Origin of the sequence: Thalassobellus citreus, from assembly GCF_044385915.1 — a bacterium.
Lineage (GTDB): Bacteria > Bacteroidota > Bacteroidia > Flavobacteriales > Flavobacteriaceae > Thalassobellus > Thalassobellus citreus.
Genome location: NZ_JBISCC010000127.1, coordinates 417209 through 443422, shown reverse-complemented (window position 1 = coordinate 443422; position 26214 = coordinate 417209). Strand labels below are relative to the sequence as shown.

The window sequence follows — 26214 nt, the reverse complement described above, 5'->3', positions numbered from 1 at the left end:
ATTAATTCCCTATTTGACCTAAATGAGTATTCTTAAAATTATCTGAATACTTTAAACCGTAACCCAAAGCTCTATCAAACGATGCGTGTGAAAACAAAATAATTCCTACTAGTTGTAAAACATCATTTTGTAAATAAATCCCAATAATATAAAATAGAATAGCTAATCCCTTGTGATGAAAAACATTGTAGACAATACCACCAATTTTTGTATTTATTACATAGCCCAACATGCCAACATCTGGTGTTAAAATAAGTGCTAAAAACCACCACCAAGCAAAATGCAATTGATTAAAAGCAAAGATTCCTAAAATAAACATTGCTAATTCTTCTAATTTCAACGTTATCTTCATCATTCAATTATTTTATATAAAATAGGTTTACTAGGAGTAGCATCGTTTTCAAAAGGTGCTATTTGAAGGTTTAAAAAATAGCAACCATCATCAACCGTATTTGGCACAAAAATAAATTCTGTAATAGTAGCATTCAACCTCAATTCTCCTTTGGTATTCCAAAAAGCATTATGCGACAATAATTCGCAATTATCACGCTCTTTATCTACACTTGGCAAATCTATAAGCAAATGCTTAATGCCTTTTTCTCTTAAATAAATAGCAGCTTCTTCTAATAAATAAGTAGGATTGGTATTGGAGTATTGCCTAGAAATTTTATCGTTTGTATTAGGAATGGTTCTTATAACAATAGCATCTCTTTTTTTATTACCAATAGCAAATTGTAATTGCTTTTTTGAAATAACCATATCGTCATTCAACTTTTCTGGAGCAACTGTTATAACTTCTGCTAAAAAGAAAAACTGCTTTAAATTCTGGTTTATAGAATGTACTTTTTCGGTAATATGTCCCACACATTCGGTATGTGTACCATGAGCATGCGGATTAAAAAATATATTATTAAAATTTATACAAGCGCCTTCTTTTACACTTGCAATCCATTCGCCATCTTTTGCTGGTTCTATTTTGGGTTCATCAATATACCATGCATTTACATTGTTTTTTGATGCACGCAATGGCATTGAAATATCAATTGGATTTGATAAATTTATTTGAAGTTTTCTTGAATTGTATTGAATTGTAGCTAACATATTCAAATATACTTAAATCATAAACAAATCTGCTGCTATTCCGTCAACTAAAAATTTCCCCTTTTGAGCTGTTATTAATTTTTCTAATGGAACAGATTCATTTGTTTCGTTTACAATAGTAAGTAGTTCTTGTTTTACGAACTTTTCTGCAGAAGCTTTTAAATGCTGAAGAAATTCTTGTCCAAACTCACTTTCAATTTTCGCTAATGAAACTCCCCAGATAGTACGTAAACCTGTCATAACATATTCATTATACTGATCTTTCTTCGATAAAACCTCAACAGTATTTGGTAAGCTATCATTCTGAATGACTTGAATATATTTTGAATTATTTGCCACATTCCAACTACGCTGTGTATTAGAAAAAGAATGTGCCGAAGGACCAATACCCAAATACGATTTCCCTTGCCAGTAACTCGTGTTGTGTTTTGAAAAATAGTCTGGCTTACCAAAGTTTGAAATCTCATAATGCACAAAGCCTTGCTCCTCGGTTTTTTCAATTAAATGATTAAAATGCTGAAGCGCTAGGTTTTCATCAATTGGCGGATACATTCCTTTTTTAATAAAAGTATCTAAAGCTGTTTTAGCTTCAACCGTAAGCGCGTAACTTGAAATATGATTTATTCCAAAACCAAAAGCTATCTCTAAGTTTTCATTCCACTTCTCTAGACTCATATTCGGAATACCGTAAATAAGATCTATAGTTATATTATCGAAGTAGCGAGTTGCTATCTCCAAACATTCCTTAGCTTCTTCAGATGAATGTGCGCGATTCATACTTTTTAAATCATCTTCAAAAAAAGATTGAATGCCAATTGAAAGTCTGTTTATAGCACTTTTAGATAATTTGATTATTAATTTTTCGGATAAATCATCTGGATTGGCTTCTAAAGTAATTTCCGGATTATCTGAAACATTATAGTTGTTGTAAACTTCAGAAACCAAAAAATTCAATTCCTCTATTGATAATATAGATGGTGTTCCCCCTCCAAAATAGATGGTTTCAATGGTTTCGCCTTTCAGTTCATCTTTTCTAAGAACCAGTTCTTTTGCTAAAGCCTGAATCAATTCATCTTTCTTTTTTAAAGATGTTGAAAAATGAAAATCGCAATAAAAACATGCTTGTTTACAAAAAGGTATGTGTATGTATAAACCTGCCATTACTTCTTAACTCTAGCCTCATTCTGCTTCACAAAAGCATCCCAACCAGAATAACTTTTACCCACTTCAATTCTACCTGAATTGTAAAAATGACACACCGCAGCTGCTAAACCATCAGTGGCATCTAAATTTTTAGGCAATGTTTTAAGTCCTAATACACTCTGAAGCATTTTAGCAACCTGTTCTTTACTGGCGCTACCGCTACCTGTAATGGCCATCTTTATTTTTTTTGGCAAATATTCTGTAATTGGTATCTCTCTACTTAAACCCGCAGCCATAGCCACTCCTTGTGCACGACCAAGCTTTAACATACTTTGTACATTTTTCCCAAAAAATGGTGCTTCAATAGCTATTTCGTCTGGATTGTGTGTATCAATAAGTTCTATGGTGCGTTCAAAAATAAGCTTCAGTTTTAAATAATGATCGTCGTACTTTTTTAAATTCAGCTCATTCATCTGAACAAACTGCATGGTTTTACCAACCACTTTTATAAGGCCAAACCCCATAATAGTTGTTCCTGGATCAATACCTAAAATAATTCTTTCTTTAGTCATCTTGTTCACAATAATAACAACCACTAAGCGATATAGATGCTCCAATTGTTACAGTTAAAAGGTTTCCGTTAAACGAACCAAAACCACTAGAAATAGGATTAAAATCTTTTCCAAATCCATAAATATAAGACGCATCTAAATACACAGAAAACGTATCTGAAACGCCATAGTGAAATTCCATTCCTGCCATCGTATTTAAAAACGAAACTTTATTCTGTGTATAATTCCCCAACGGTTTTATCATAGAAACACCAGGACCCGCATGCATAAAAGCGCCTATACGTTTTACATTAATAATGTTTGACACATTATATACTAATTGCGCATTTAGTCGCGTATAATTCACTTTAAATTCTGGAGTATTATTAATATTAGAAAACCTATTATACCCAAAGTCTAGCTTAGCCCCAAACGGTGGTTTAAACATATATTGCACACCTAAATTAATACTAGGAAAATTAGTAGTGTTCGCCTCAAAATTAGAAACAAACCCTTCTGTTGATGGACTATTAACTCCTAATGCAAATTGTGCCGTTAAAGTGCCCGTATCTCCTTGAGACAAACCTAAAAAACAACAAAAAAACAGCACTATAGCTAACCAACTATTCTTAATCAATATAAAATTCGAGGTCATTACATATTATTAATTTAATTTGCACTTATATTTATGCATAATAATCTATCTCACAAAACTAAACAATTCTTTTTTGTACTTATTAAATTAAGCGTTGTAGTTGTGGCTTTTTATTTTATTTACCAAAAACTAACAAACAATAACGAATTACAGTTTTCTGTTTTTATTGATTTTTTGAATGAAAACAACATTTTTTCAATAAAAAACATCGCTTTTCTACTCATTTTAAGTTTTTTTAATTGGTTTTTCGAAATTAAAAAATGGCAAAACTTAGTAATTCCTATTAAAAAAATTACTTTTCAAAATGCTACCGAACAAAGTTTAGGGTCACTAACAGCATCATTATTTACTCCCAACCGTATTGGAGAATATGGCGCAAAAGCTATTTACTTCACTAAAAATCACCGAAAACAAATTATGTTTATTAACCTAATAAGTAACTTACTTCAAATGAGTGTTACAGTTTTTTTAGGAATTATAGGATTGTCTTTTTTTATTTCAAATTATAACATAAATATAAACAATAACAATCTACTCATAACACTAATAAGTAGTATCACGCTTATCGTTTTAATTACTTTCGGAATTAAAAGAAGCAAGTTTACTATTAAAGGTGTTTCTTTTGAAAAAATTAAACACTTTATTTCAAATTTCCCCAAAAACAAAATAGGATTCGGGTGGTTTTTATCATTAATACGATATGCCATTTTTTCATTTCAATTTTACTTTCTACTAATCATTTTTGAAACTGAAATAACATATTTTAATGCTATAACAGGCATTACTTCTATGTATTTACTATCCTCTATCATTCCTAGCATTTTTATTTTTGATGTGATTATAAAAGGAAGTGTTGCCGTTTATTTATTTGCTTTTTTAGGCGTTAACGAACTTACTATTTTAAGCGTAATCACCATCATGTGGTTACTTAATTTTGTATTACCAAGTATCATAGGAAGCTATTTTGTTCTTAAATTTAAACTTCCAAAAAACGATAATTAACAATGATTTTAGCAAGCATCATCATAACCATTTTTTATCTAATTTTAATAGGAAGTTTTGCTGTAGGATTTGATAAAGTCTCTGTTTTTAAATTAGAAGATTTACCTTCTAAAACAAAATTCTCTGTTATTATTCCTTTTAGGAATGAAGCTGAACATTTACCCGAATTATTAAAATCTATAAAAACACTAAATTACCCTAAACACCTTTTTGAGATTATTTTTGTTGATGATACTTCTGAAGATGATTCGGTTAAATTGATTGAACATTTTATTAAAACGACAAGGACAACTATTTCAATTATCCAGAATGAAAGAAAAACAAATTCCCCTAAAAAAGATGCTATTACATCGGCTATAAACAAAGCAAAAAATGAATGGATTATTACTACCGATGCCGATTGTGTGTTACCTAAATATTGGTTAGATAGTTTTGATGAATACATTCAAAAAACAAGCACTAAATGCATTGCTGCTCCTGTAACATACTTGTCTACAAATTCATTTTTAAACAGATTTCAATTACTCGACTTACTAAGTTTACAAGGTGCAACCATTGGTGGTTTTGGTTTAAAAAAACCATTTTTATGTAATGGCGCAAACTTTGGCTACCAAAAAGCTTTGTTCAAAACATTAAACGGATTTGATGGCAATAGCAATATTGCAAGTGGCGATGATATTTTTCTACTAGAAAAGGTTGCAAAAAAACACCCGAAAGCGCTTCATTATTTAAAATGCGAACAAGCCATTGTTTCAACAGAACCTCAAACCTCTTGGAAACATTTAATATCGCAACGACTACGTTGGGCAGCAAAAACAAGTGCTTATAATAATTGGTTTAGCAAACTCACAGGCCTTATTGTTTTAGCAATGAATGCCTTAATAATTACGTCTGTACTACTCACTATTATTGGAAGCTTCAATTTTAAAATTTTACTTTATTTCCTTTTTATAAAATTGAATATCGATTTCTTTTTAATTTATAAATCGGCTACTTTTTTTAATCAAAAAGAGATATTAAGATCGTTTGTTTTTGGCTTTTTATTGTATCCTTTTTTTAGTGTTTACATTGTTTTTCTATCTACATTTTCAAACTATAAATGGAAAGGGAGAACCTTTAAAAAGTAATTTTTATACAACAAAAAAAATCTCAAAAACTACATAAAGCTTTTGAGATTTTAAAGTATTTATAATTCCTTCTATTTAAAGAATATAATCAGTATTTATAAAGTTAGAAGATTTCTTTTCTAACAATTCGTTTAAAATAGCATTATTGTACTCATTATCTTTTGATGCCACAAAAGTTCTTATTGAAAACGAACGTAATGCATCACTAACACTTAAAGTACTAAATGCCGAATCTTTTCTTCCTGTAAACGGATACACATCTGGTCCACGTTGGCAAGAACTGTTTAAATTAACACGACATACTAAATTGACTAGTGTATCAATTAATGGTGACAATGTTTTTACATCTTTACCAAATAAGCTTACTTGTTGCCCGTAATTAGATTCTGCCATATCATCTAAAGGCTCTTCAATATCTGTGAATGGCACAATTGGAATTACGGGTCCGAATTGCTCTTCTTCAAAAACTCGCATATCTTTACTAACAGGATATAAAACGGCAGGAAATATAAAATTATCGGTAGTTTTACCTCCTTTTTCATTTAATATAGTAGCACCTTTTGCTTTAGCATCATCTATTAATTCTTGAATATACGCCGGTTTATCGGCTTCAGGAAGTGGTGTTAATTTCACACCTGATTCCCAAGGATTTCCAAATTTAAGCGCATCTACTTTTGCTGAAAAACGTTTATTAAAATCTTCAACAATAGATTCATGTACATACAATACTTTTAAAGCAGTACAACGCTGCCCGTTAAAAGATAAAGTACCAGCAATACACTCATCAACAGCTAAATCTAAATCGGCATCAGCTAAAACAATCCCTGGATTTTTTGCCTCTAAACCTAACACGGCACGCAATCTATTCTTTTTAGGGTGATTATTTTGAAGCGCATTAGCAGATTTACTATTTCCTATTAAAGCTAATACATCTACCTTACCAGATTTCATTATTGGTGTTGCCAACACACGACCTCTTCCGTAAACAATATTTACAACCCCTTTAGGGAAACTATTTTGAAAAGCTTCTAACAAAGGAGAAATTAAAAGCACCCCTATTTTTGCAGGCTTAAAAATAGCCGTATTCCCCATAATTAATGCAGGAATAAGCAAACTAAAAGTTTCATTAAGCGGGTAATTATAAGGTCCTAAACATAAAACGACACCTAATGGTCCTCTACGAATGTGTGCATACACACCAGCGTTTTTTTCAAACTTTGCCGAATCTCTATCTATTTGTTTATAGGCTTCAATAGTGTCATAAATATAATCAACAGTTCTATCGAACTCTTTTTCTGAATCTGGAAGGTTTTTGCCTATTTCCCACATTAAAAGTTTTACAACTTCTTCACGCTTGGTTTTCATTTGTTCTACAAACTTCTCCATGCAAGCAATACGATCTATAACCTTCATTGTTGGCCATAAACCTTGTCCTTTATCGTATGCTTTTAAAGCTGAATTTAAAGACGCTACAGCTTCTTCTTCACCTAAATTAGGAATCGTACCTAATAAGGTTGGTTTATACTCTGCTGTTGAAGATATTGTTGAATAAACTTCGGTAGTTTCACCTTTCCATTCTTTTAATTCACCATCTACTAAATATGTTTTTTGATGTAAAAGAGATGTGATTTTATAAGCTTCTGGAATTTCTAATAGTTTTGTATTCATGAGTTAAATATAGTGTTTTAGTATAGCTAAGATACTTATATTCTATCCAAAAAAGAATTACAACAGAAGCTAGCAAGCAAAAAATATTGTATTGTTAACACTGTGGTTACTTGTTAATAAAACACACAAAACTCAATCGTTTTCGATAATTAAAAAATGAAAACTTATTATCTTAAAGATCTTGTTTTAAACTAAAAACTGAAACAAATCTGGTTTATCATTTAGATAATCACCATAAAAATTATGTTCCTTCATTCGATCTATTAAAGGCTTTAAATCGTCGGCCGATTTTAATTGCACACCAACAACAGCCGAACCATTTTCTCTGTTTGTTTTTTTAGCATATTGAAAGTATGTAATATCATCATTAGCACCTAAAATATCAACTACAAATTCTTTTAACGCACCTGCTCGTTGTGGAAACTTTACTATAAAATAATGCTTTAAATTGGCGTATAATAAGGCTCGCTCTTTTATTTCTGAAGTTCGTGTTATATCGTTATTACTTCCACTAACAACACATACAACATTTTTTCCTTTTATGTCTTCAGCATAAAAATCTAATGCAGAAATACTAAGTGCTCCTGCTGGTTCTACTACAATAGCATCTTTATTATAAAGTTCTAAAATGGTTTGACACACCTTTCCCTCTGGAACGGTAAGCATGGTATGCAAGTTTGTTTTACAGATATCAAAAGTTAAATCGCCTACGCGTTTTACTGCAGCACCATCAATAAACTTTTCGATATGTTCTAACTCGGTATTTTTATTATTTTTAATAGACACTGACATAGACGGTGCACCTTCTGGCTCTACACCTATTATTTTGGTATTAGGAGACAATGCTTTAAAAACAGTTGATAAGCCTGATGCTAGTCCGCCGCCACCTACAGCTATAAAAACATAATCTATTGGCTCTGTTGCTTGTTCTAAAATTTCTAAGGCAATAGTTGCTTGTCCTTCAATAACTTTTGGGTCGTTAAACGGATGGATAAATGTTTTCTGAAGCTCATCACATTCTATCATTGCTGCATGATACGCATCATCAAAAGTATCTCCAACAAGCTTTATTTCTACATAGGCTTCACCAAACATTTTTACCTGCTCTACTTTTTGATTTGGCGTAGGTGCAGGCATATAAATAGTGCCTTGAATTTTTAATAATTTACACGATAAAGCAACACCCTGCGCATGATTTCCTGCACTAGCACAAACGACTCCATTTGAAGCTTCCTCTGTTGTTAGTGAACTAATTTTATTATAAGCACCTCTAATTTTATAAGAACGTACTTGTTGCAGATCTTCGCGTTTTAAAAGGATATTAGCATCAAACTGTTTTGAATACCTTAAACTAGTATTTAAAGGTGTAACTTCCGATACTTTTTTAATCGTTTCAGCAGCAGCTTTCACATCACTAAGGCTAGGAAAATATGTGTTTTTTTCCTGATTCATATGCTCATTATTTTTTATACAACAAGACCTGCCAAAGTTGACAGGTCTTGAATATTAATTATATTAATAGTTGTTAAACTATTGGTTTCATAGCTGTCATAGAAGCTCTTAAAAACTCACCTACTTTTTCAACTGGGTGATTTCTTAATGCTTTATTTACTTCAATTAACTTCGCGTTATCAACACCTGCTCCATTATCTGCAGCATAAGTTTTACCAATAACATCAGTATCAATAGTTTTCATGAAATCAGTTAATAAAGGCTTACAAGCATGATCGAATAAATAACATCCGTATTCAGCTGTATCAGAAATTACACTGTTCATTTCATAAAGTTTTCTTCTTGCAATTGTGTTAGCAATTAGAGGTGTTTCATGTAATGATTCGTAGTATGCAGAAGCATCAATAATTCCAGAATCTGTCATAGCTTCAAACGCTAATTCCACACCTGCTCTTACCATAGCAACCATTAACACACCGTTATCGTAATATTCTTGCTCTGAAATTTCAACATCACCTGCTGGAGTTTTTTCAAATGCTGTTTCAGCAGTTGCAGCTCTCCATCCTAATAAATCTTTATCATTATTAGCCCAATCTGCCATCATACCACTAGAGAAGTTACCTTCCATAATGTCATCCATATGTTTTTGGAATAACGGACGCATGATATCTTTTAATTCTTCTGATAATTCAAAAGCTTTAATTTTTGCTGGGTTAGATAAACGATCCATCATATTAGTAATACCACCATACTTAAGACCTTCAGTTATAGTTTCCCAACCATATTGAATTAATTTTGAAGCATAACCTGCATCAATTCCTTTTTCAATCATTTTATCGAAACAAAGAATAGATCCTGTTTGTAATAAACCACAAAGAATGGTTTGCTCTCCCATTAAATCAGACTTAACCTCAGCAACAAAAGAAGATGCTAACACACCAGCTCTATCACCTCCAGTTGCAGCAGCATACGCCTTAGCTTGTGCCCAACCTTTTCCTTCTGGATCATTTTCTTCATGTACCGCAATTAATGTTGGCACACCAAAACCTCTTTTATATTCTTCTCTAACTTCAGTTCCTGGACACTTAGGTGCCACCATAATAACAGTTAAATCTTCACGAACTTGCGTTCCTTCTTCAACAATATTAAAACCGTGAGAATACGATAATGTTGCTCCTTTTTTCATTAAAGGCATAACAGCATTTACAACATTTGTATGTTGTTTATCTGGTGTTAAGTTTAACACTAAATCGGCCGTTGGAATTAACTCTTCGTAAGTTCCTACATTAAAACCGTTATCAGTTGCATTAACAAATGATTGACGTTTTTCTGCAATAGCTTGAGCTCTTAAAGCATAAGAAATATCTAATCCAGAATCTCTCATGTTTAGCCCTTGGTTAAGACCTTGCGCTCCACAACCTACTATGACTATTTTTTTACCTTTTAATGCATTTACGCCATCTTCAAATTCTGAAGAATCCATAAATCGACACTTCGATAATTGACTTAATTTATCTCTTAACGATAGTGTGTTAAAATAATTTCCCATTTTAATTTTAGTTATTATTGATTATTGAATGCTAATAGCATCTCTGTTACTTTCATTTCATCTTTAGTTACCGCAATACGTCCTGCACGCACAAATTGCATAATACCAAACACATTTAAATCTCTACGTAAAGATTCGATTTCATTTCTTCTACCCGATTTTTCAAGTACAAAAAACTCTTTATTTACCGTAACGATTCTAGAATTACTTTCTTTAATTATATTTTGAATTTGAGGTTCTTCAAACAATAAAGAAGACTTAATTTTAAACATACAAGACTCTGTATAAATAGTTTCTTCGTCGGTATGGTAATAAGCACGTATTACTTCTATTTGTTTTTCAAACTGCCCTACAATTTTTTTAGCTTGAGAATCTGTAATATTAACTACAATAACAAAACGATTTACGCCATCTATTTCTGATTGCGATGTTGTTAAGCTTTCAATGTTTATAGTTCTTCTCTGAAAAATTGCAGAAATACGATTAAGTAATCCGATGTTATTTTCGGTATAAATTGAAATCGTTATTGATTTTATTTCTTCGTTCATTTTTTCTAAATATTTAGCTTAAACGTATATCTGAAACTGATGCTCCCGATGGCACCATAGGGAAAACATTATCCTCTTTTTCTACACAAACTTCTAAGAAATATGATTCTTTAGATTCCATCATTTCCTTAACAGCTTCTTCTAACTCTTCACGTTTAACAACTTTTCTAGCTTTAATATAATAACCTTCTGCAATGGCTACAAAATTTGGATTTGTCATTTCAGTAGATGCATAACGTTTATCAAAAAACAATTGTTGCCATTGACGAACCATTCCTAAAAATTCATTATTTAAAACAACAATTTTTACAGGTGTTTTTTGCTGAAAAATAGTGCCTAATTCTTGAATATTCATTTGAAATCCACCATCTCCAATAATAGCAACCACCTCTCTATTAGGCTCAGCCATTTTAGCACCAATAGCCGCAGGAAGCGCAAAGCCCATAGTTCCTAGTCCGCCAGAGGTAATATTACTTTTGGTAAGATTAAACTTTGAATAACGACAAGCAATCATTTGATGTTGTCCTACATCTGATACAATGGCTGCATTCCCTTTACTTTCTATATTTATTTGATTTAACACCTCTCCCATGGTTAAACCTTCTTTGGTTGGAGAAATATCATCTTTAATAACTTTTTCAAATTCTATAGCATACAAATCTTTAAACTCTTGTAACCAAGAATCATGAGAATTGGCATTTAGTAATGGTAATAGTTTTGCTAAACTATCTTTAGAATCGCCTATTACAGCGACATCTGTTTTTACATTTTTATCAATTTCAGCAGGGTCTATATCAAAATGAATGACTTTAGCTTGTTTTGCATATTTACTTAAATCGCCAGTAACACGGTCATCAAAACGCATTCCTATAGCAATAAGCACATCACATTCGTTAGTTAACTTATTAGGTGCATAATTACCATGCATCCCTACCATTCCTATATTTAATGGATGTGACGTTGGTATAGCTGACGCTCCAAGAATAGTCCATGCTGATGGAATTCCTGCTTTTTCAACAACTGCTTTCAGTTCCTCTTCTGCTTTACCAAGTATAACACCTTGCCCCCAAACAATCATAGGTTTTTTTGCTACGTTTATTAATTCGGCTGCAGCTTTAACAGCGTCTGGATTAGTTTTAGGTACAGGAATATAACTTCTTACACCTGTACATTTTTTATATTCAAAATCTAATTCGCCAAACTGTGCATCTTTAGTAATATCTATTAATACAGGACCTGGACGACCACTTTTTGCTATATAAAACGCTTTAGCTAAAACTTCTGGAATTTCTGAAGCTTTAGTAACTTGATGATTCCATTTAGTTACTGGTGTAGAAATACCTACGATATCAGTTTCTTGAAATGCATCACTACCTAATAAATGAGAAGGTACTTGCCCAGTAATACAAACTAATGGTGTAGAATCTATTTGGGCATCGGCAATTCCTGTTATTAAATTCGTAGCTCCTGGTCCTGAAGTTGCCATAGCAACCCCAACTCTACCAGAAATACGTGCATAACCTTGAGCGGCATGCGCTGCACCTTGCTCATGTCTTGTTAACACATGATGAATATCATCTTTAAACTTAAATAATTCATCGTATACAGGCATAATAGCACCTCCTGGATATCCATAAAGAATATCAACACCTTCTGCTATTAAGCATCTTACTATGGCTTCACTACCTGATATGCGCATTTTTTTATTAGTTACTTCTTGTGTTTTGTTTTCTGTTTCTGTATTCATAGTCTCAACGTTTAATGATGAGATTCCTGCGTATGCAGGAATGACAATTTATTATGCATCAGTAACACATCCTTTAGATGCAGAGGCTACTGATTTTGCATATTTATATAATATTCCTTTTTTATGTTTTAACGCTGGTTCAACCCATTGTGATTTTCTTTTTGCTAATTCTTCATCAGAAAGCAATACGTTAATAGAGTTATCTTCAGCACTTATTTTAATTTTATCGCCTGTTTTTAATAAGCCTATAGTTCCTCCTGATTGAGCTTCTGGAGTAATATGTCCAACCACAAAACCATGGGTTCCTCCTGAAAAACGACCATCTGTAATTAAAGCTACCGATTTTCCTAAACCTGCTCCCATAATTAAAGACGTTGGTTTAAGCATTTCTGGCATCCCAGGACCTCCTTTTGGACCGACATACCTAATGACGACGACATCTCCTTTTTCTACTTCTCCGTTTGAAATCCCTGTATTTGCAGCTTGTTCTCCATCATAAACAACAGCCTTACCTTCAAACAACAATCCTTCATTACCTGATATTTTGGCAACAGCACCTTCGGTTGCTAAATTTCCATAAAGAATCTGTAAATTTCCTGAAGATTTTAAAGCTTTATCTTTTGGATATATAACATCTTGATCATCTTCAAAAGTAAGCGGTTCAACATCAGCTAAATTTTCTGCTAAAGTTTTTCCTGTTACCGTCATACAATCGCCATGTAAATAACCGTTATCTAATAAGTATTTCATAACTGCAGGTGTTCCTCCAACGCCATGAACATCTTCCATTAAATATTTTCCGCTAGGTTTTAAATCGGCAATCAAAGGTGTTCTATCACTAACACGTTGAAAATCTTCTAATGTAAATTCTATGTCTGCAGCATGTGCAATAGCTAAAAAGTGTAATACGGCATTTGTAGAACCTCCTAATGCATTTACAAGTGCAACAGCATTTTCAATAGATTTTTTAGAAATAATATCTAATGGTTTTAAATCTAATTCTAAAAGATTTTTAATAGCTCTTGCAGTTCTTTCGCTTTCTGATAGTTTATTCGGATTCTCTGCTGGAATAGACGAATTATAAGGTAATGCAAACCCCATACATTCTATAGCCGAAGCCATTGTATTTGCAGTATACATACCGCCACAAGCTCCTGCTCCTGGAATAGCACTTTTTATAATTTCTCTATATTCTTCTTCACCAATTTCGCCTGCTACTTTTTGCCCTAAAGCTTCAAAAGCAGAAACAATATTTAATTTTCTTCCTTTATATTTTCCTGATGCTATTGTCCCTCCGTACATCATAATTGATGGACGATTTAAACGCAACATCGCTATAACAGCTCCTGGCATATTTTTATCGCAACCAACAACAGAAATAAGCGCATCATAACTTTGAGCATTCATAACCGTTTCGATAGAATCTGCAATAATATCACGAGACGCTAAAGAGTAATTCATACCAGAAGTCCCCATAGAAATACCATCACTAACACCTATAGTATTGAATCCTAAACCAACTAAATTGGCTATTTTACATTCAATTTTTACTTCAGCAGCCAAATTATTTAAATGCATATTACACGGATTACCATCGTATCCTGTACTAGCAATACCCACTTGGGCTTTATTCATATCTTCATCAGTCAAACCAACCGCATATAACATTGCTTGAGATGCTGGTTGAGATTCGTCTTGAGTTAATCTTTTACTATGTTTATTAAGTTCTTTCATTTTTATTGCAGATAATTTAATCTTTATCTTGGTTTAGTTTTCATTATTTCAAACATTTAAGACTTTTACCTCAGAATCAAAATATTCAAAATAACGCTCGAAATTAATTTATTAGGTTTTTATTTACGCATTTATTTAATTTACATGGTTAAACTCATAACCACCAAAATAAACATAACAAACTAAAAAACAACATGTTAACATGTTATTTTTATGATGTTCAAAAAAATAAAAAAAGCCTTCCTTTTACAGGAAAGCTTTTAATAAATATTTTATGTTTAATTATAGCCTTCCTATCTTCATGAAATAATCACAATGACAATAATAAGAATGCTATTTAAAATTTGTTTTTTCATTTTGTTACAACAAATATTTACAATTAAAATGTAACCACCAACTTTTTATTGAAAAAAATAAAAAGGAATTCTTTTTTCCTTTTATTTTTTTACTTTTGCAAGCACAAATAACAGAGGAAAGATTTGACTGATTGCAACCTCTTTATATTGAAATAATTTCGATATAAAATAAAAATGCTAAAGGCAGTGTAAACTTCCTTCGACGTTATCGTCAAATCTTACTGTAAAATAAATTATATGGCTTATTTATTCACTTCAGAAAGTGTTTCTGAAGGACACCCAGATAAAGTTGCAGATCAAATTAGTGACGCTTTAATTGACAACTTTTTAGCGTTTGACAGCGAAAGTAAAGTTGCTTGCGAAACCTTAGTAACAACAGGACAAGTTGTGCTTGCAGGCGAAGTAAAATCGACCACATATTTAGATGTTCAAAAAATTGCTAGAGACACCATAAACAAAATTGGTTATACCAAAGGCGAATATATGTTTGACGGAAATTCGTGTGGTGTTTTATCTGCAATACATGAACAATCTGAAGACATTAACCAAGGGGTTGATCGTGGAAGCAAAGAAGAGCAAGGTGCTGGCGACCAAGGGATGATGTTTGGTTATGCTACCAATGAAACTGAAAACTTCATGCCGTTGGCTTTAGATTTATCGCATAGAATTTTAAAAGAACTTGCTGAATTACGCCATGAGAATAAAGACATTACTTATTTAAGACCAGATTCTAAAAGTCAGGTAACTATTGAATATAGCGATGATAATATTCCGCAACGTATTGATGCTATTGTAGTATCTACACAGCATGACGATTTTGCTGATGATGATACTATGCTTGCAAAAATTAGAAAAGATATTGTTGATATTTTAATACCAAGAGTTGTTTCTAAACTTCCTGAACAAATTCAGGTATTATTTAATGATAATATTACTTATCATATTAACCCAACAGGAAAATTTGTTATTGGTGGCCCTCATGGAGATACCGGATTAACAGGACGAAAAATTATTGTTGACACCTATGGAGGTAAAGGCGCTCATGGTGGTGGTGCTTTTTCTGGAAAAGACCCTAGTAAAGTAGATAGAAGTGCTGCTTATGCAACACGACACATTGCTAAAAACTTAGTAGCTGCGGGTGTTGCCGATGAAATTTTAGTACAAGTAAGTTACGCTATTGGCGTGGTAGAACCTATGGGGATTTTTATTGACACTTACGGAACTTGCCCGTTTAATATGACCGATGGAGAAATTGCTAAAAAAGTATCAACTATTTTTGATATGCGACCATTTGCTATTGAAGAACGCTTAAAATTACGCTCTCCTATATATAGCGAAACTGCTGCTTATGGACACATGGGACGCACAAACGAAACGGTTACAAAAACATTTAGCCAACCCAACGGAGACACAAAAACACTAGATGTAGAATTATTTACATGGGAAAAGCTAGATTACGTTGATAAAGTAAAAGAAGTTTTTGAATTATAGACTTCTATTTATTATTTATAAAAACAAAAAAGACTTGCAATTGCGAGTCTTTTTTGTTTAACCTATAATTTAATTTCTTCTATTTTTTAATTTCTAATTTTTCGGCAAAATAATCACAAAAATCTTTCATTGTAGCAGTCATTCTTTCATCTTGTGTTGCTCTTTTAAAAGTATCACTCATAGCAACTAAGGTTTGATGAAAAAACACTTTCATTTCATCTACAGGCATATCTTTAGTCCATAAATCTATTCGCAAAGATTCCTTTGCTTTAGAATCCCATACGGAAAGCATCATAGCTTTTGCTTCTTCATTTGTAATGCCTCCATCTTCTGCTGTCCAAAATAATTTTTCTGGCACTTTATTAGCATCAAGTTCTACATTCAATTCTATTTTAGAGGTTTTATTCTCAGCCATTATTTACGTGGTTTAAATTTTGAGTTATTAAAAATATCTTCAGTGCTTGTTATAAGCATCTCTTTTAAGGTTACATCATTTTGTTCCATATAAGCCTTTACAATTTGCCAACCTATATATTGACCTAAGCGACCAGGTGATGCAGCATCAATTTCTTCTAAATAAAACTTAGAAAAGGGTGCAGGATTTATAAAACGCCCTAATAGTTTTGCATCGGTACTAAACAGCAATTCACGTTCAACAAAATAAATCCAAATTAAACTCTCATTTGCTAGCGCCCAATTTAATTCTTCTTGCGAATAACCAATACGTTGCGCCTCTGTTTTAAAAGGTACAACTGCATCTTTAAAATATAATTGCTTACCAAAATAAATCATTTCATCTAGAAACGTTTTATTTGGCTTTTGGTAAATATATCGTTTAGAATATTCACCTGCTAAATCAACTACAATTTGCTCTTTGGTTAAATCTTCTCTTATATATTTTGGAATATTAGCATAGAATTCATGATCGCCCCCTAGATAGGTATCTAAAGCGATAACATCAATAGTATCTGAAACAAAAATTTTATTTCTATAATCTACATAACTTGTAGTAGTAACAACTCTGGGTGGATTAAATTCTGGAAAATAATATTTAATATGATTAAAAAGCGATTCTATTTCTTTTTCCGTTTCTGAAAAATCTGAAAATACTTTATATACTTCAGCATACAACTGTAATTGTAACGTGTCTTTTTTTGTTTCTGCCCAAGTTGAATCGGTATCATTTTCAGAAAACATAAATGGATATGCTCCCCTTAAAGCAGGTAAATCTTTTAAATTTGTTTTAGCAGCCAACAAATCGAACCTTTCTATTGTTACATTATTATCAATTTGAGCTATTTTATGTTCTAAATCATTATTGTTTTTACAAGAAAATACAATCGATAGCATTAATATACATAATAATAAGTGTTTCATAGTAAACTTAAACGTGATAAATTTTTATTAATTGAGTGTTTCTTTTATTTTTGTTTGCAAAGGTAACTATTCTTAGATTTAAATTCATTTTATATGCATACAGAAAAAGTTGTAGACTACATTGTTAACTGGTTAAAAGACTACGCAACAAATGCGGGAGTTAATGGTTTTGTTATTGGAATATCGGGAGGTATCGATTCTGCTGTTACATCTACATTGTGTGCAAAAACAGGCTTAAATTTATTATGTATTGAAATGCCTATACATCAAGCAGAAAGTCATGTTACTAGAGCTCAAGAACATATTAAACATTTAAAAAATAAATTTGACAACGTTAGCGACACTAGAACTGATTTAACACCTGTTTTTGAATCATTTAAATCTGAAGTATTTTTTGATGGTGACCAAGCTACCATTGACATGGCTTTGGCTAATACGAGAGCTCGTTTACGCATGACAACCCTTTATTATTACGCTGGACTATACAAGTTATTAGTTGCAGGAACTGGCAATAAAGTTGAAGATTTTGGAGTTGGGTTTTACACAAAATATGGTGATGGCGGTGTAGATTTAAGCCCGATTGCAGATTTGTTAAAATCTCAAGTTTACGAATTAGGAAACTATTTAGAAGTACCCGAATCTATTATGAAAGCTGCTCCTAGTGATGGCTTATTTGGAGACACTAGAAGTGACGAAGACCAAATAGGAGCCTCATACCCTGAGCTTGAATGGGCCATGAAAATGGACGAAGCTGGCAAAAATGCGAATGATTTTTCTGATAGAGAACAAGTTGTTTTTAACATTTATAAGCGATACAATTCATCTAATAAGCATAAGATGACTCCTATTCCTATTTGCGATATTCCTAACAATTTGCTTTAATTTTTGTAAAATACATAAAAAAGCATTACATTTGCCGCAAGCTTATTCTCTCAATTATAATACTCTCTCTTATATTAACTATTATAAAAAGCTCTAAGATTATGATTAAATTATTAATAGCAGATAATCACCCAATTATCAGAAAAGGTTTAGAATTACTTTTTTCAGCTTCATCAAACATTGAAGTTGTTGGAAGTTTAGAAGACGGAGAAGAAATTCTTGATTTTATCAAGAAAAATCCTGTTGACATTATTTTAATGGAAGCTGATTTCCCTAAACTTAATGGTTTAACTGTGTTACGTTATTTAAAAAATGACTATCCAGACATTAAAACTATTATTTTTAGTGGTCAACCAGAAGAAGTATATGCCATAAACGCCATTAAAGCTGGTGCTTCTGGATACATTTCGAAATCTGTTAACATTATTACTATTAGTGAAGCAATAGTAAAAGTTTATGAAGGTGGTATTCATTTAAGTAATGAATTAACACAACAATTAGCTTTTGGTACGCGTACTAATAAAAGTGGTTCATTTTACAAGAAACTATCAACTAGAGAAGCAGAAGTTTTAAAACTTTTAACTGTTGGTAGAAAAAACAAAGAAATCTCTAAAGAATTAAACATTAACGAAAAAACGGTTAGTACATATAAAGCTCGTTTAATGCGCAAGCTTAAAGTTACTAATTTAGTTGATTTAGTTAATCAAGCAAAAATTGCTTCGGAGTTATAAAACTCTGTTTAACTTTATAGACAGTAACATTTTTAAGCCTGAGTAGTGTTTTACTTTTTTTTCAAGTACTGCAACCTCGTGTTACTGTTGATTTGTAAAGTTTATTGCTAGAATTTTTACTTTAAATCTATTAAAACTAAATAGACTTAAAATGATTTCTAAAACTAATTAAAATAACGCTAAGTATTTTTGAAAAGAAAAACACTTAGCGTTATTTTTTCTATAAAACTCGGTTTAACTTTCTAGATAACAGCATTTTTAAACCCGAATAATCCTTAACTTCTTCAAGTATATTTCTATTGGAATCACTTATATTTTGCATCGTTTCTTGTTGAAATTCTTTTACTTTTTGATCTATTAAGAAACAACGTAAACTTAAAATAGTTTCGCTAACTAATTGCGCAACACTATGTGTTTTTTCTTTTGGGAAGATATTCATTCTATTCCAGTCATCTAAAGTATAACGTTCGTCCTCCATTAAAATGGTTGTAATTTCGTTAGACATATCGGGATCTACTGAATTTATAAATGTTTTAAGTTCAAAATCTGGACTTTGATTCAGTCTATCTATAATCGTATAATACATGATTTTAAAATGAGGGTTTGTAAATTCCATTTCATCATCCTGTAAATCTAAAAATACTTTTTCGAACACTTTAGCTCGATGTATTTCTGGCTCTAAAACCAATTCACCTTTATCATTTTCTTTTAAAACCAGGTCTTCAAAATCTTCTTCTTTATTTCCATAAAGCAATAGCACTTCAATTATTTTCCGTTCTAAAAGGTATTGTACATCTACCTTTTTTACAGGTTGTGGTTCATGCTTAATAACATCAAACACTTTTTGATTCTTTTTAAGTTGCTTAGTCTCTTCTTGAGTTTCTTTTTTATCAATTTGAGCTAGTGTACTAAAAAGCACCTCCTCACTAATATCCATAATTCTAGCACATTCCTGTATATAAATTTCCTTTTTTATATGATCTGGAATTTTAGAAATACTATTTACAATATCTCTAACTGTTTCTGCTTTTTTTATAGGATCGTTTTTAGATTCTTCAAATAAAACAGATGCCTTAAACTGAATAAAATCTTTAGCATTATCTGCTAAATAAAGAGACAACTCTTCAAGTGTATTTTGTTTAGCAAAGCTATCAGGATCTTCTCCTTCTGGAAACGTACAAACTTTAACGTTCATACCTTGTTCTAGAATTAAATCGATACCTCTTAACGACGCTCGCATACCAGCAGCATCTCCATCAAAAAGCACAGTAATGTTTTTTGTAAGCCTATTTATTAATCGTATTTGTTCTGAAGTTAAAGCCGTACCAGAGGAGGATACCACATTTGTAATTCCTGTTTGGTGAAACTGAATAACATCTGTATACCCTTCAACTAAATAACAATTATCTTCTTTAGCAATACTTTGCTTTGCATGATAAATACCATACAACACTTTACTTTTATGATAGAGCTCACTCTCTGGCGAGTTTACATATTTTGCTGCTTTTTTATCTGCGATAAGAATACGACCGCCAAAACCTAAAACACGACCACTCATACTCTTAATAGGAAACATAATACGCCCTTTAAATCTATCAAAGCGTTTATCTTCCTTAACAATAGTTAATCCTGTTTTTGCTAAAAAATCAAGTTTATAACCTTGTTTTAAAGCTTCATCTGTAAAGGCTTGCCATTCGTTTAGAGAATAACCTAAATCGAATTTTTTTATTGTGTCTTCTGTAAAACCTCGTTCTTTAAAATAACTTAAACCTATAGATTTACCTTGATCTGTTTTATGTAATATTTTTTGAAAATAGGTGTTAGCAAACTCACTTACCAGATATAAACTTTCACGTTCATTGGCTTGTTCTTTTTGTTCATTGCTTTGCTCGGTTTCTTCAATTTCTATATTATATTTTTTGGCAAGATATTTTATCGCTTCTGGATATGTAAAATGCTCATGCTCCATTAAAAAAGACACCGCAGTCCCTCCTTTTCCTGTAGAAAAATCTTTCCATATTTGCTTTACTGGCGATACCATAAAACTAGGAGAGCGCTCATCACTAAACGGACTTAATCCTTTAAAATTACTTCCCGCTTTTTTTAACTGAACAAAGTCGCCTATAACCTCCTCTACTCGAGCGGTTTCAAATACTAAATCTATGGAAGCTGGAGATATCAATATGAAAATTTTATGAACTGTAAATGTAATATAAACTATTGATTGTTTAAAATTAAAGAAGTTTTGAAATTTTGAATATTCAATAAAATTTATCGAACTTCGCTAAATTCCTTGTTATAAGATATTTTACCAATAAACTAGAAAATGCCCATAGAAAACATTCCTGAAATTTATTTAAACGATTCTGTTGATAATACTGATTTGTTTATCTATGATTTTAAAATGACCGAAGATGTTATTAAAACTAAGGTTAATTTAAATATGCATATGTTTAGTTTTCTACAAGAAGGAAAAAAACAAGTTCATTTTTCTGATGTTGCCATAGCTGTAAACAAAGATCAGTCGTTACTTTTACAAAAAGGAAATTGTCTTTGGACAGAATTACTCGATAAGGAAGCAATTTACTTTTGCAAACTATTATTTTTTTCTGATAAAAAATTAAAAGAAATTCTAAAAAAACATTCAACTAGCATTACAAAACCTAAAGACGAAGCGCCTTACTTTGCTATTGAAAACGACACATTTATTAGTGCTTATCTAGATTCTTTAACCACTATAAGTACGGCTCCGCCCGTTTTTATGGAACGTTTGCTTTCTGTTAAGTTTGAAGAATTATTACTCTATTTAATCAATAAATATGGGGTCCCTTTTGAATCGTATTTACATGCATTAATCACAAACAAAGTTTCCGATTTTCAGAAAATCATAGAAAAAAATATTTACACAAGTCTTACTCTAGAAGAGATTGCTTTTTTATGTAATATGAGTTTATCAACCTTTAAACGCCATTTTATTAATGAATACAAAACCTCACCGGGTAAATGGCTACGAGATAAACGGTTGTTAAAAGCGAAAGCATTATTAGAAGAAGGAAAACTAAAATCTTCCGACATATATTTAGAACTTGGATACAATAACCTGTCTAACTTTAGTAGTGCTTTTAAGCAAAAATTTGGCATAAGCCCCAAAAATATTCCTCAAAAGGCTAATTGACCTTTTTTCATAAGTTTATGAACCCTATTCGTAATAAGATACTTTCTGTTTGATTATACTTTTGCAGTGTTAAAATTAAACACTTAAAATATAATTATTATGAATATTACATTAGCACAAGCAGAAAAAATGATTGCAGCAGCAAAAGAAAAAGCAACTGCAATAGATACAAAAATGAACATTGCCATTGTAGATGCAGGAGCAAACTTAGTAGCTTTTGGACGTATGGACGGAGCATGGTTAGGTTCTTTAGATATCTCAATTAAAAAAGCTAAAACAGCTCGTTTTTTTGATATGAATACAGGAATTATTGGTGAATTATCTCAACCAGGTGGTTCTTTATACAACATAGAACATTCTAATGGAGGTTTAATTACTTTCCCAGGAGGCGTACCAGTAAAAGATGCTGATGGAAACGTTATTGGAGCTATTGGAGTAAGTGGAAGTTCTGTAGAAAATGACCATACAGTAGCAGAAGCAGGAGCAACAGCTATCTAATCCCTGATCAAACAATATAATTAAGAGTGACTAAAATGAGGGTAACTATAAATAGTTACCCTCATTTATTTTAAAAACTAATTAAATGAAAAAATACATAGCAGAATTTATTGGCACTTTCGCATTGGTCTTTTGTGGAACAGGATCTGTAATTATCGATCAACAATCAAATGGAAGTTTAGGTTTAGTTGGAATTTCAGCAGCATTCGGAATTATTGTTACTGCCATGATTTATACTTTTGGTTCTATTTCTGGCACACATATAAATCCTGCAGTTACCATAAGTTTAGCTATTGGTAAATTAATGCCTAAAAGCGACATATTAGGCTATTTAGCGTCACAAGTTTTAGGTGCCTTTTTAGCAAGTGGTTTACTTACGCTTATGTTTCCAGACAACCTAAGTTTAGGAGGAACTTTACCCTCTGGAAGCATATTACAATCGTTTAGCATCGAATTGATACTAACATTCTTTTTAATGCTTACTATTTTAGGTGTAACATCTCAAAAAGAAACATCGCCTTTAGCAGGTATCATTATTGGTATTACTGTTACTGGTATTATTTTATTTGCTGGACCCATTTCTGGTGGTTCTTTTAACCCTGCTAGAAGTTTAGCACCTGCCATTGTATCTGGAAATTTAACAACACTTTGGATTTATTTAAGCGCTCCGATTTTAGGAGCCATTATAGCGACCTTTACTTGGAAATTGATAAGAAATTAAGGATAGCTAATAAAAAAAATAGCTTGTTAAATATTAATATTATGTTCAACAAGCTATTTCTTTTTTCTTCTAATTAATCCATATCAAAGCGTAAACCCACAGAAATATTATGTTGGTCAGCAATTTGATCTTTAAAAATGGGTGACAAGTCATATTTTACATATAATGCAGTGTCTCCAAAAGCTAAATATGTACTTAAACCATATATTAAATTACTAGTATTTAAGCCTCCTTTTTGTTTATCTTTTTTACGTTTTCCATCTAATTCATATTTTAATTTTTGACGAGTTCCAATATTAAAACCACCATAAGCTCCTATTCCAAATTTAAATTGTTTTTCTGTTGAATATCTAAAATAAGTGTCCCTTTCTATTTTTTTAGATGGCCCGAATTCAAAATGCACAGGGAATACTAAATTAGTCATAGACAATTTAGATTTCTTAAGGTTTTCAGGAAACACCTGCAGCACTGTTTGATCGTCTTGCTTAACAAAATATTGATTATCATTTGGTTTTAAACCATTTATTTGAAGCGAATACCCGTACTTAACACGCAAGAAATTAGTGTTTTTAAACACTCGTGTTTTCCATGCCCAACCTATTTCGAAAAAGCGAGATCCTCCAAACTTATATGGTGAATCATCTAGATTCTCATTTTCTATAATAGCATTATTTAAACCAAAAGCTAATACAAAATCACTTGATGTACGTCTGTCATATTTTCTGTTTTTTGGTTCATCATCTTTTTGTTTTCCAAAATAAATAAAGCTAGCATCACCACCTTCACCACCTCCTATTCTAAATAGCATTTCATTTTCATCTTGAGGAATCCTATCTGGGTTTCTACTCCATAAAGAAAATTCATTTTCTAAAATAGCAATGCGATTATCAATATTTAAAGCATGTTTTTTGGCAGCTTCTTTTTTAAGCTTTTCTGCCTCTTCACTTGTAACCTCACCATTATCCAACCTTATATTAATCGCTTCAACTTTTTCTTTTAAAAAATTACGCTCTTCACTTATAATAGCTTCTTTTTTTGCTTTTAGTTTTTCAATTTTATTTTCATTATTTACATTTTGAATTGTGTCTTGTGCATTGATTAAGTGCACATTTAAACTTAGTATGAATACCACTAAGCATTTAGTAATTGTTTGCATAACTGTTCGTTTTTTAGTCCATAATGGACATTAATTTATAATTGATTGATTTGATGATTTTTTTAATCGTTTCGTTGAGCAACAGCTGTTTTAACCGAATTGTAACTTGCCTTGATAGCTTTAAACACTTTTTCTCTAAAAGATTTATCTAATTCTTGTTCCACATCTTGAAGTAATGCATTTGCATCAACTAATCCTGTTGTTTCATTTAACATTCTATTTAATCTAATTTCTTGCTGAGCTTGTAACAGTAAGGCATCAATATCATCATCTGTTACTTCTGTTTTCGATTCTTTTAAATCTTGCACTTGCGCTACAACATCTTTTATTTTTTGTTCTTCAAAAGACAATTTTTCTTTTAAAATTTCTGATGATTTAATATCTACATCTTTTTTAATTACTCCTAATTCTTCTTTACTTGAAGCTACAACAACATTATTTAAATTATTGTTTTTTAAAACTTCGCTAGCTTTTTCCTTTATATAATGCTTAGTTTCATTTAATTCTTTTGTCACTTTATTGTCTTCAAAACCTTTCTCTTTAATTAATTCTTCAACAATTACATTATTTGAATCTTGAATAATAACCTCTGGTGCATCAACCACTTTAGGTAAATCTTCAACTTGAGTTTCTTTATTTAAAAATTGAGAAACAACCAAAAAAACACCAACAATACTTGCAGCCAAACCAATCCACCAATACGGCTTATTGTGCTTTATTTCTTTATGCTCATCTAATTGATTAGACAATTTACTCCAAGCATTGGCTGAAGGCTTGAGACTTCTATATTCAAGCTTCTCTTTTATGTCTTCTTCAAATTTAATTGGCGCCATAGCTTGCTATTTTATTTAATTTTCTTAATTCTTCTTGAAGCATTTTTCGTGCTTTAAATAATTGCGATTTTGATGTACCTTCATTAATATTTAACAACTCTGCAATTTCATGGTGCTTATAACCTTCAATTGCATACATTACGAATACCATTCTATAACCTTCAGGAAGCGCATCTATTAATTGTTGTATTTCTTCTACTTCAACATTTGTAATTATATCATTCGCATATGAATCATTATTAATCACATTATCTTCTATAGAAAACTCAACATTTTTTTGCTGTCTTAAAAACGAAATGGCTTCTCTAACCATAATTTTACGTATCCAACCTTCAAAGCTACCTTCATTTTTAAAATTTTTTAAATTAGAAAACACTTTAAAAAAACCTTTCAACATAACATCTTCGGCATATTGCATATCCTTAACATAATACCTACAAACGCTCAACATTTTTGGAGCATGCATTTCAAATAACACATGTTGTGCTTCACGGTTATTTTTCAACGCTTTTTTTATAAGTGCCAATTCGTTTTTATGGAGTTGAATAACTTTCAAAAATGATGTCATTTTGCTTTCTATTTATAAAGACGCAAATACTACACAAATGGTTGCCCAAAAGGTTAATAATTTTTAAAACTAATGTATGCTTAAATATATGAAAGAGTAAACAATAATTACAAAACACCTTATTCCGTCAATTATTTATCTAATAATTT

The 26214-nt window shown here is 31.4% G+C and carries 25 protein-coding genes; 8 read left to right on the top strand and 17 right to left on the bottom strand.

Going from position 1 to position 26214, the window contains the following annotated elements:
* Nucleotide 1 precedes the first annotated feature (1 nt).
* The 5 genes from ACH5TX_RS15555 to ACH5TX_RS15535 are packed head-to-tail and all read right to left on the bottom strand — an operon-like array spanning nucleotide 2 to nucleotide 3450.
* The gene (locus ACH5TX_RS15555) at nucleotides 2–352 is read right to left on the bottom strand and encodes a DUF4260 domain-containing protein (protein ID WP_439340492.1); all 351 of its coding nucleotides are present in this window, start codon (nucleotides 350–352) and stop codon (nucleotides 2–4) included.
* The gene (locus ACH5TX_RS15550) at nucleotides 352–1101 is read right to left on the bottom strand and encodes a cyclase family protein (protein ID WP_439340407.1); all 750 of its coding nucleotides are present in this window, start codon (nucleotides 1099–1101) and stop codon (nucleotides 352–354) included. The genes ACH5TX_RS15555 and ACH5TX_RS15550 overlap by 1 nt, the downstream gene beginning before the upstream one ends.
* A gap of 12 nt (nucleotides 1102–1113) precedes the next feature.
* Complete coding sequence (gene hemW / locus ACH5TX_RS15545) at nucleotides 1114–2262, bottom strand: radical SAM family heme chaperone HemW (RefSeq protein ID WP_439340406.1); 1149 nt, start codon at nucleotides 2260–2262, stop codon at nucleotides 1114–1116.
* Complete coding sequence (ruvC, locus tag ACH5TX_RS15540) at nucleotides 2262–2816, bottom strand: crossover junction endodeoxyribonuclease RuvC (RefSeq protein ID WP_439340405.1); 555 nt, start codon at nucleotides 2814–2816, stop codon at nucleotides 2262–2264. Before ruvC ends, hemW begins: the two co-directional genes overlap by 1 nt.
* Complete coding sequence (locus ACH5TX_RS15535; protein WP_439340404.1) at nucleotides 2809–3450, bottom strand: outer membrane beta-barrel protein; 642 nt, start codon at nucleotides 3448–3450, stop codon at nucleotides 2809–2811. The genes ruvC and ACH5TX_RS15535 overlap by 8 nt, the downstream gene beginning before the upstream one ends.
* A 33-nt stretch (nucleotides 3451–3483) precedes the next feature.
* On the opposite strand from ACH5TX_RS15535, the gene ACH5TX_RS15530 reads away from it, so the two are divergent.
* Nucleotides 3484–4452, top strand: coding sequence for a lysylphosphatidylglycerol synthase domain-containing protein (locus ACH5TX_RS15530; RefSeq protein WP_439340403.1), 969 nt, complete (start codon nucleotides 3484–3486; stop codon nucleotides 4450–4452).
* A 2-nt stretch (nucleotides 4453–4454) separates the two neighbouring features.
* The gene (locus tag ACH5TX_RS15525) at nucleotides 4455–5579 is read left to right on the top strand and encodes a glycosyltransferase family 2 protein (RefSeq protein ID WP_439340402.1); all 1125 of its coding nucleotides are present in this window, start codon (nucleotides 4455–4457) and stop codon (nucleotides 5577–5579) included.
* A 75-nt stretch (nucleotides 5580–5654) separates the two neighbouring features.
* Here the strand turns inward: ACH5TX_RS15525 and ACH5TX_RS15520 are convergent, their stop codons facing one another.
* The 6 genes from ACH5TX_RS15520 to ilvD form a co-directional block, all read right to left on the bottom strand.
* Entirely contained in the window at nucleotides 5655–7247 is a 1593-nt protein-coding gene (locus ACH5TX_RS15520) for an NADP-dependent glyceraldehyde-3-phosphate dehydrogenase (RefSeq protein ID WP_439340401.1), read from the bottom strand.
* A 186-nt stretch (nucleotides 7248–7433) separates the two neighbouring features.
* Nucleotides 7434–8699 (bottom strand): threonine ammonia-lyase IlvA, encoded by a 1266-nt coding sequence (gene ilvA / locus ACH5TX_RS15515; RefSeq protein WP_439340400.1) that lies wholly within the window; start codon nucleotides 8697–8699, stop codon nucleotides 7434–7436.
* A gap of 73 nt (nucleotides 8700–8772) precedes the next feature.
* Nucleotides 8773–10248: a ketol-acid reductoisomerase gene (ilvC, locus tag ACH5TX_RS15510; protein ID WP_439340399.1), complete on the bottom strand. Its 1476-nt coding sequence runs from the start codon at nucleotides 10246–10248 to the stop codon at nucleotides 8773–8775.
* A 14-nt stretch (nucleotides 10249–10262) separates the two neighbouring features.
* Entirely contained in the window at nucleotides 10263–10796 is a 534-nt protein-coding gene (gene ilvN / locus ACH5TX_RS15505) for an acetolactate synthase small subunit (protein ID WP_439340398.1), read from the bottom strand.
* Between the two features lie 13 nt (nucleotides 10797–10809).
* Nucleotides 10810–12543, bottom strand: coding sequence for a biosynthetic-type acetolactate synthase large subunit (gene ilvB / locus ACH5TX_RS15500; RefSeq protein WP_439340397.1), 1734 nt, complete (start codon nucleotides 12541–12543; stop codon nucleotides 10810–10812).
* A 51-nt stretch (nucleotides 12544–12594) separates the two neighbouring features.
* Complete coding sequence (ilvD, locus tag ACH5TX_RS15495) at nucleotides 12595–14277, bottom strand: dihydroxy-acid dehydratase (protein ID WP_439340396.1); 1683 nt, start codon at nucleotides 14275–14277, stop codon at nucleotides 12595–12597.
* A gap of 593 nt (nucleotides 14278–14870) precedes the next feature.
* Here ilvD and metK point away from each other — a divergent pair.
* Complete coding sequence (metK, locus tag ACH5TX_RS15490; protein WP_439340395.1) at nucleotides 14871–16124, top strand: methionine adenosyltransferase; 1254 nt, start codon at nucleotides 14871–14873, stop codon at nucleotides 16122–16124.
* A 79-nt stretch (nucleotides 16125–16203) separates the two neighbouring features.
* Here the strand turns inward: metK and gldC are convergent, their stop codons facing one another.
* Entirely contained in the window at nucleotides 16204–16539 is a 336-nt protein-coding gene (gene gldC, locus ACH5TX_RS15485; protein WP_439336774.1) for a gliding motility protein GldC, read from the bottom strand.
* Nucleotides 16539–17501, bottom strand: a complete 963-nt coding sequence (gene gldB, locus ACH5TX_RS15480; protein WP_439340394.1) for a gliding motility lipoprotein GldB — start codon at nucleotides 17499–17501, stop codon at nucleotides 16539–16541. Before gldB ends, gldC begins: the two co-directional genes overlap by 1 nt.
* 93 nt (nucleotides 17502–17594) lie before the next feature.
* On the opposite strand from gldB, the gene nadE reads away from it, so the two are divergent.
* Both nadE and ACH5TX_RS15470 read left to right on the top strand, forming a co-directional pair.
* Complete coding sequence (gene nadE / locus ACH5TX_RS15475; protein ID WP_439340393.1) at nucleotides 17595–18383, top strand: NAD(+) synthase; 789 nt, start codon at nucleotides 17595–17597, stop codon at nucleotides 18381–18383.
* A 101-nt stretch (nucleotides 18384–18484) separates the two neighbouring features.
* Nucleotides 18485–19114 (top strand): response regulator, encoded by a 630-nt coding sequence (locus ACH5TX_RS15470; protein ID WP_439340392.1) that lies wholly within the window; start codon nucleotides 18485–18487, stop codon nucleotides 19112–19114.
* Between the two features lie 220 nt (nucleotides 19115–19334).
* Here the strand turns inward: ACH5TX_RS15470 and dnaG are convergent, their stop codons facing one another.
* The gene (gene dnaG / locus ACH5TX_RS15465; protein ID WP_439340391.1) at nucleotides 19335–21296 is read right to left on the bottom strand and encodes a DNA primase; all 1962 of its coding nucleotides are present in this window, start codon (nucleotides 21294–21296) and stop codon (nucleotides 19335–19337) included.
* Nucleotides 21297–21440: 144 nt separating this feature from the next.
* Here dnaG and ACH5TX_RS15460 point away from each other — a divergent pair, with 144 nt between their 5' ends.
* The 3 genes from ACH5TX_RS15460 (at nucleotide 21441) to ACH5TX_RS15450 (ending at nucleotide 23508) form a co-directional block, all read left to right on the top strand.
* Entirely contained in the window at nucleotides 21441–22289 is an 849-nt protein-coding gene (locus ACH5TX_RS15460) for a helix-turn-helix domain-containing protein (RefSeq protein ID WP_439340390.1), read from the top strand.
* A gap of 99 nt (nucleotides 22290–22388) precedes the next feature.
* On the top strand, nucleotides 22389–22787 hold the full coding sequence (locus ACH5TX_RS15455) for a GlcG/HbpS family heme-binding protein (RefSeq protein ID WP_439340389.1): 399 nt from the start codon (nucleotides 22389–22391) through the stop codon (nucleotides 22785–22787).
* 85 nt (nucleotides 22788–22872) lie between these two features.
* Entirely contained in the window at nucleotides 22873–23508 is a 636-nt protein-coding gene (locus tag ACH5TX_RS15450) for an MIP/aquaporin family protein (RefSeq protein WP_439340388.1), read from the top strand.
* A gap of 73 nt (nucleotides 23509–23581) precedes the next feature.
* On the opposite strand, the gene ACH5TX_RS15445 is transcribed toward ACH5TX_RS15450, so the two are convergent.
* From ACH5TX_RS15445 to ACH5TX_RS15435, 3 genes are all read right to left on the bottom strand, one after another.
* Nucleotides 23582–24664, bottom strand: coding sequence for a hypothetical protein (locus tag ACH5TX_RS15445; RefSeq protein ID WP_439340387.1), 1083 nt, complete (start codon nucleotides 24662–24664; stop codon nucleotides 23582–23584).
* 62 nt (nucleotides 24665–24726) lie between these two features.
* Nucleotides 24727–25497: a hypothetical protein gene (locus ACH5TX_RS15440; RefSeq protein WP_439340386.1), complete on the bottom strand. Its 771-nt coding sequence runs from the start codon at nucleotides 25495–25497 to the stop codon at nucleotides 24727–24729.
* Nucleotides 25484–26065 (bottom strand): RNA polymerase sigma factor, encoded by a 582-nt coding sequence (locus tag ACH5TX_RS15435; RefSeq protein WP_439340385.1) that lies wholly within the window; start codon nucleotides 26063–26065, stop codon nucleotides 25484–25486. The genes ACH5TX_RS15440 and ACH5TX_RS15435 overlap by 14 nt, the downstream gene beginning before the upstream one ends.
* Nucleotides 26066–26214: the final 149 nt, after the last annotated feature.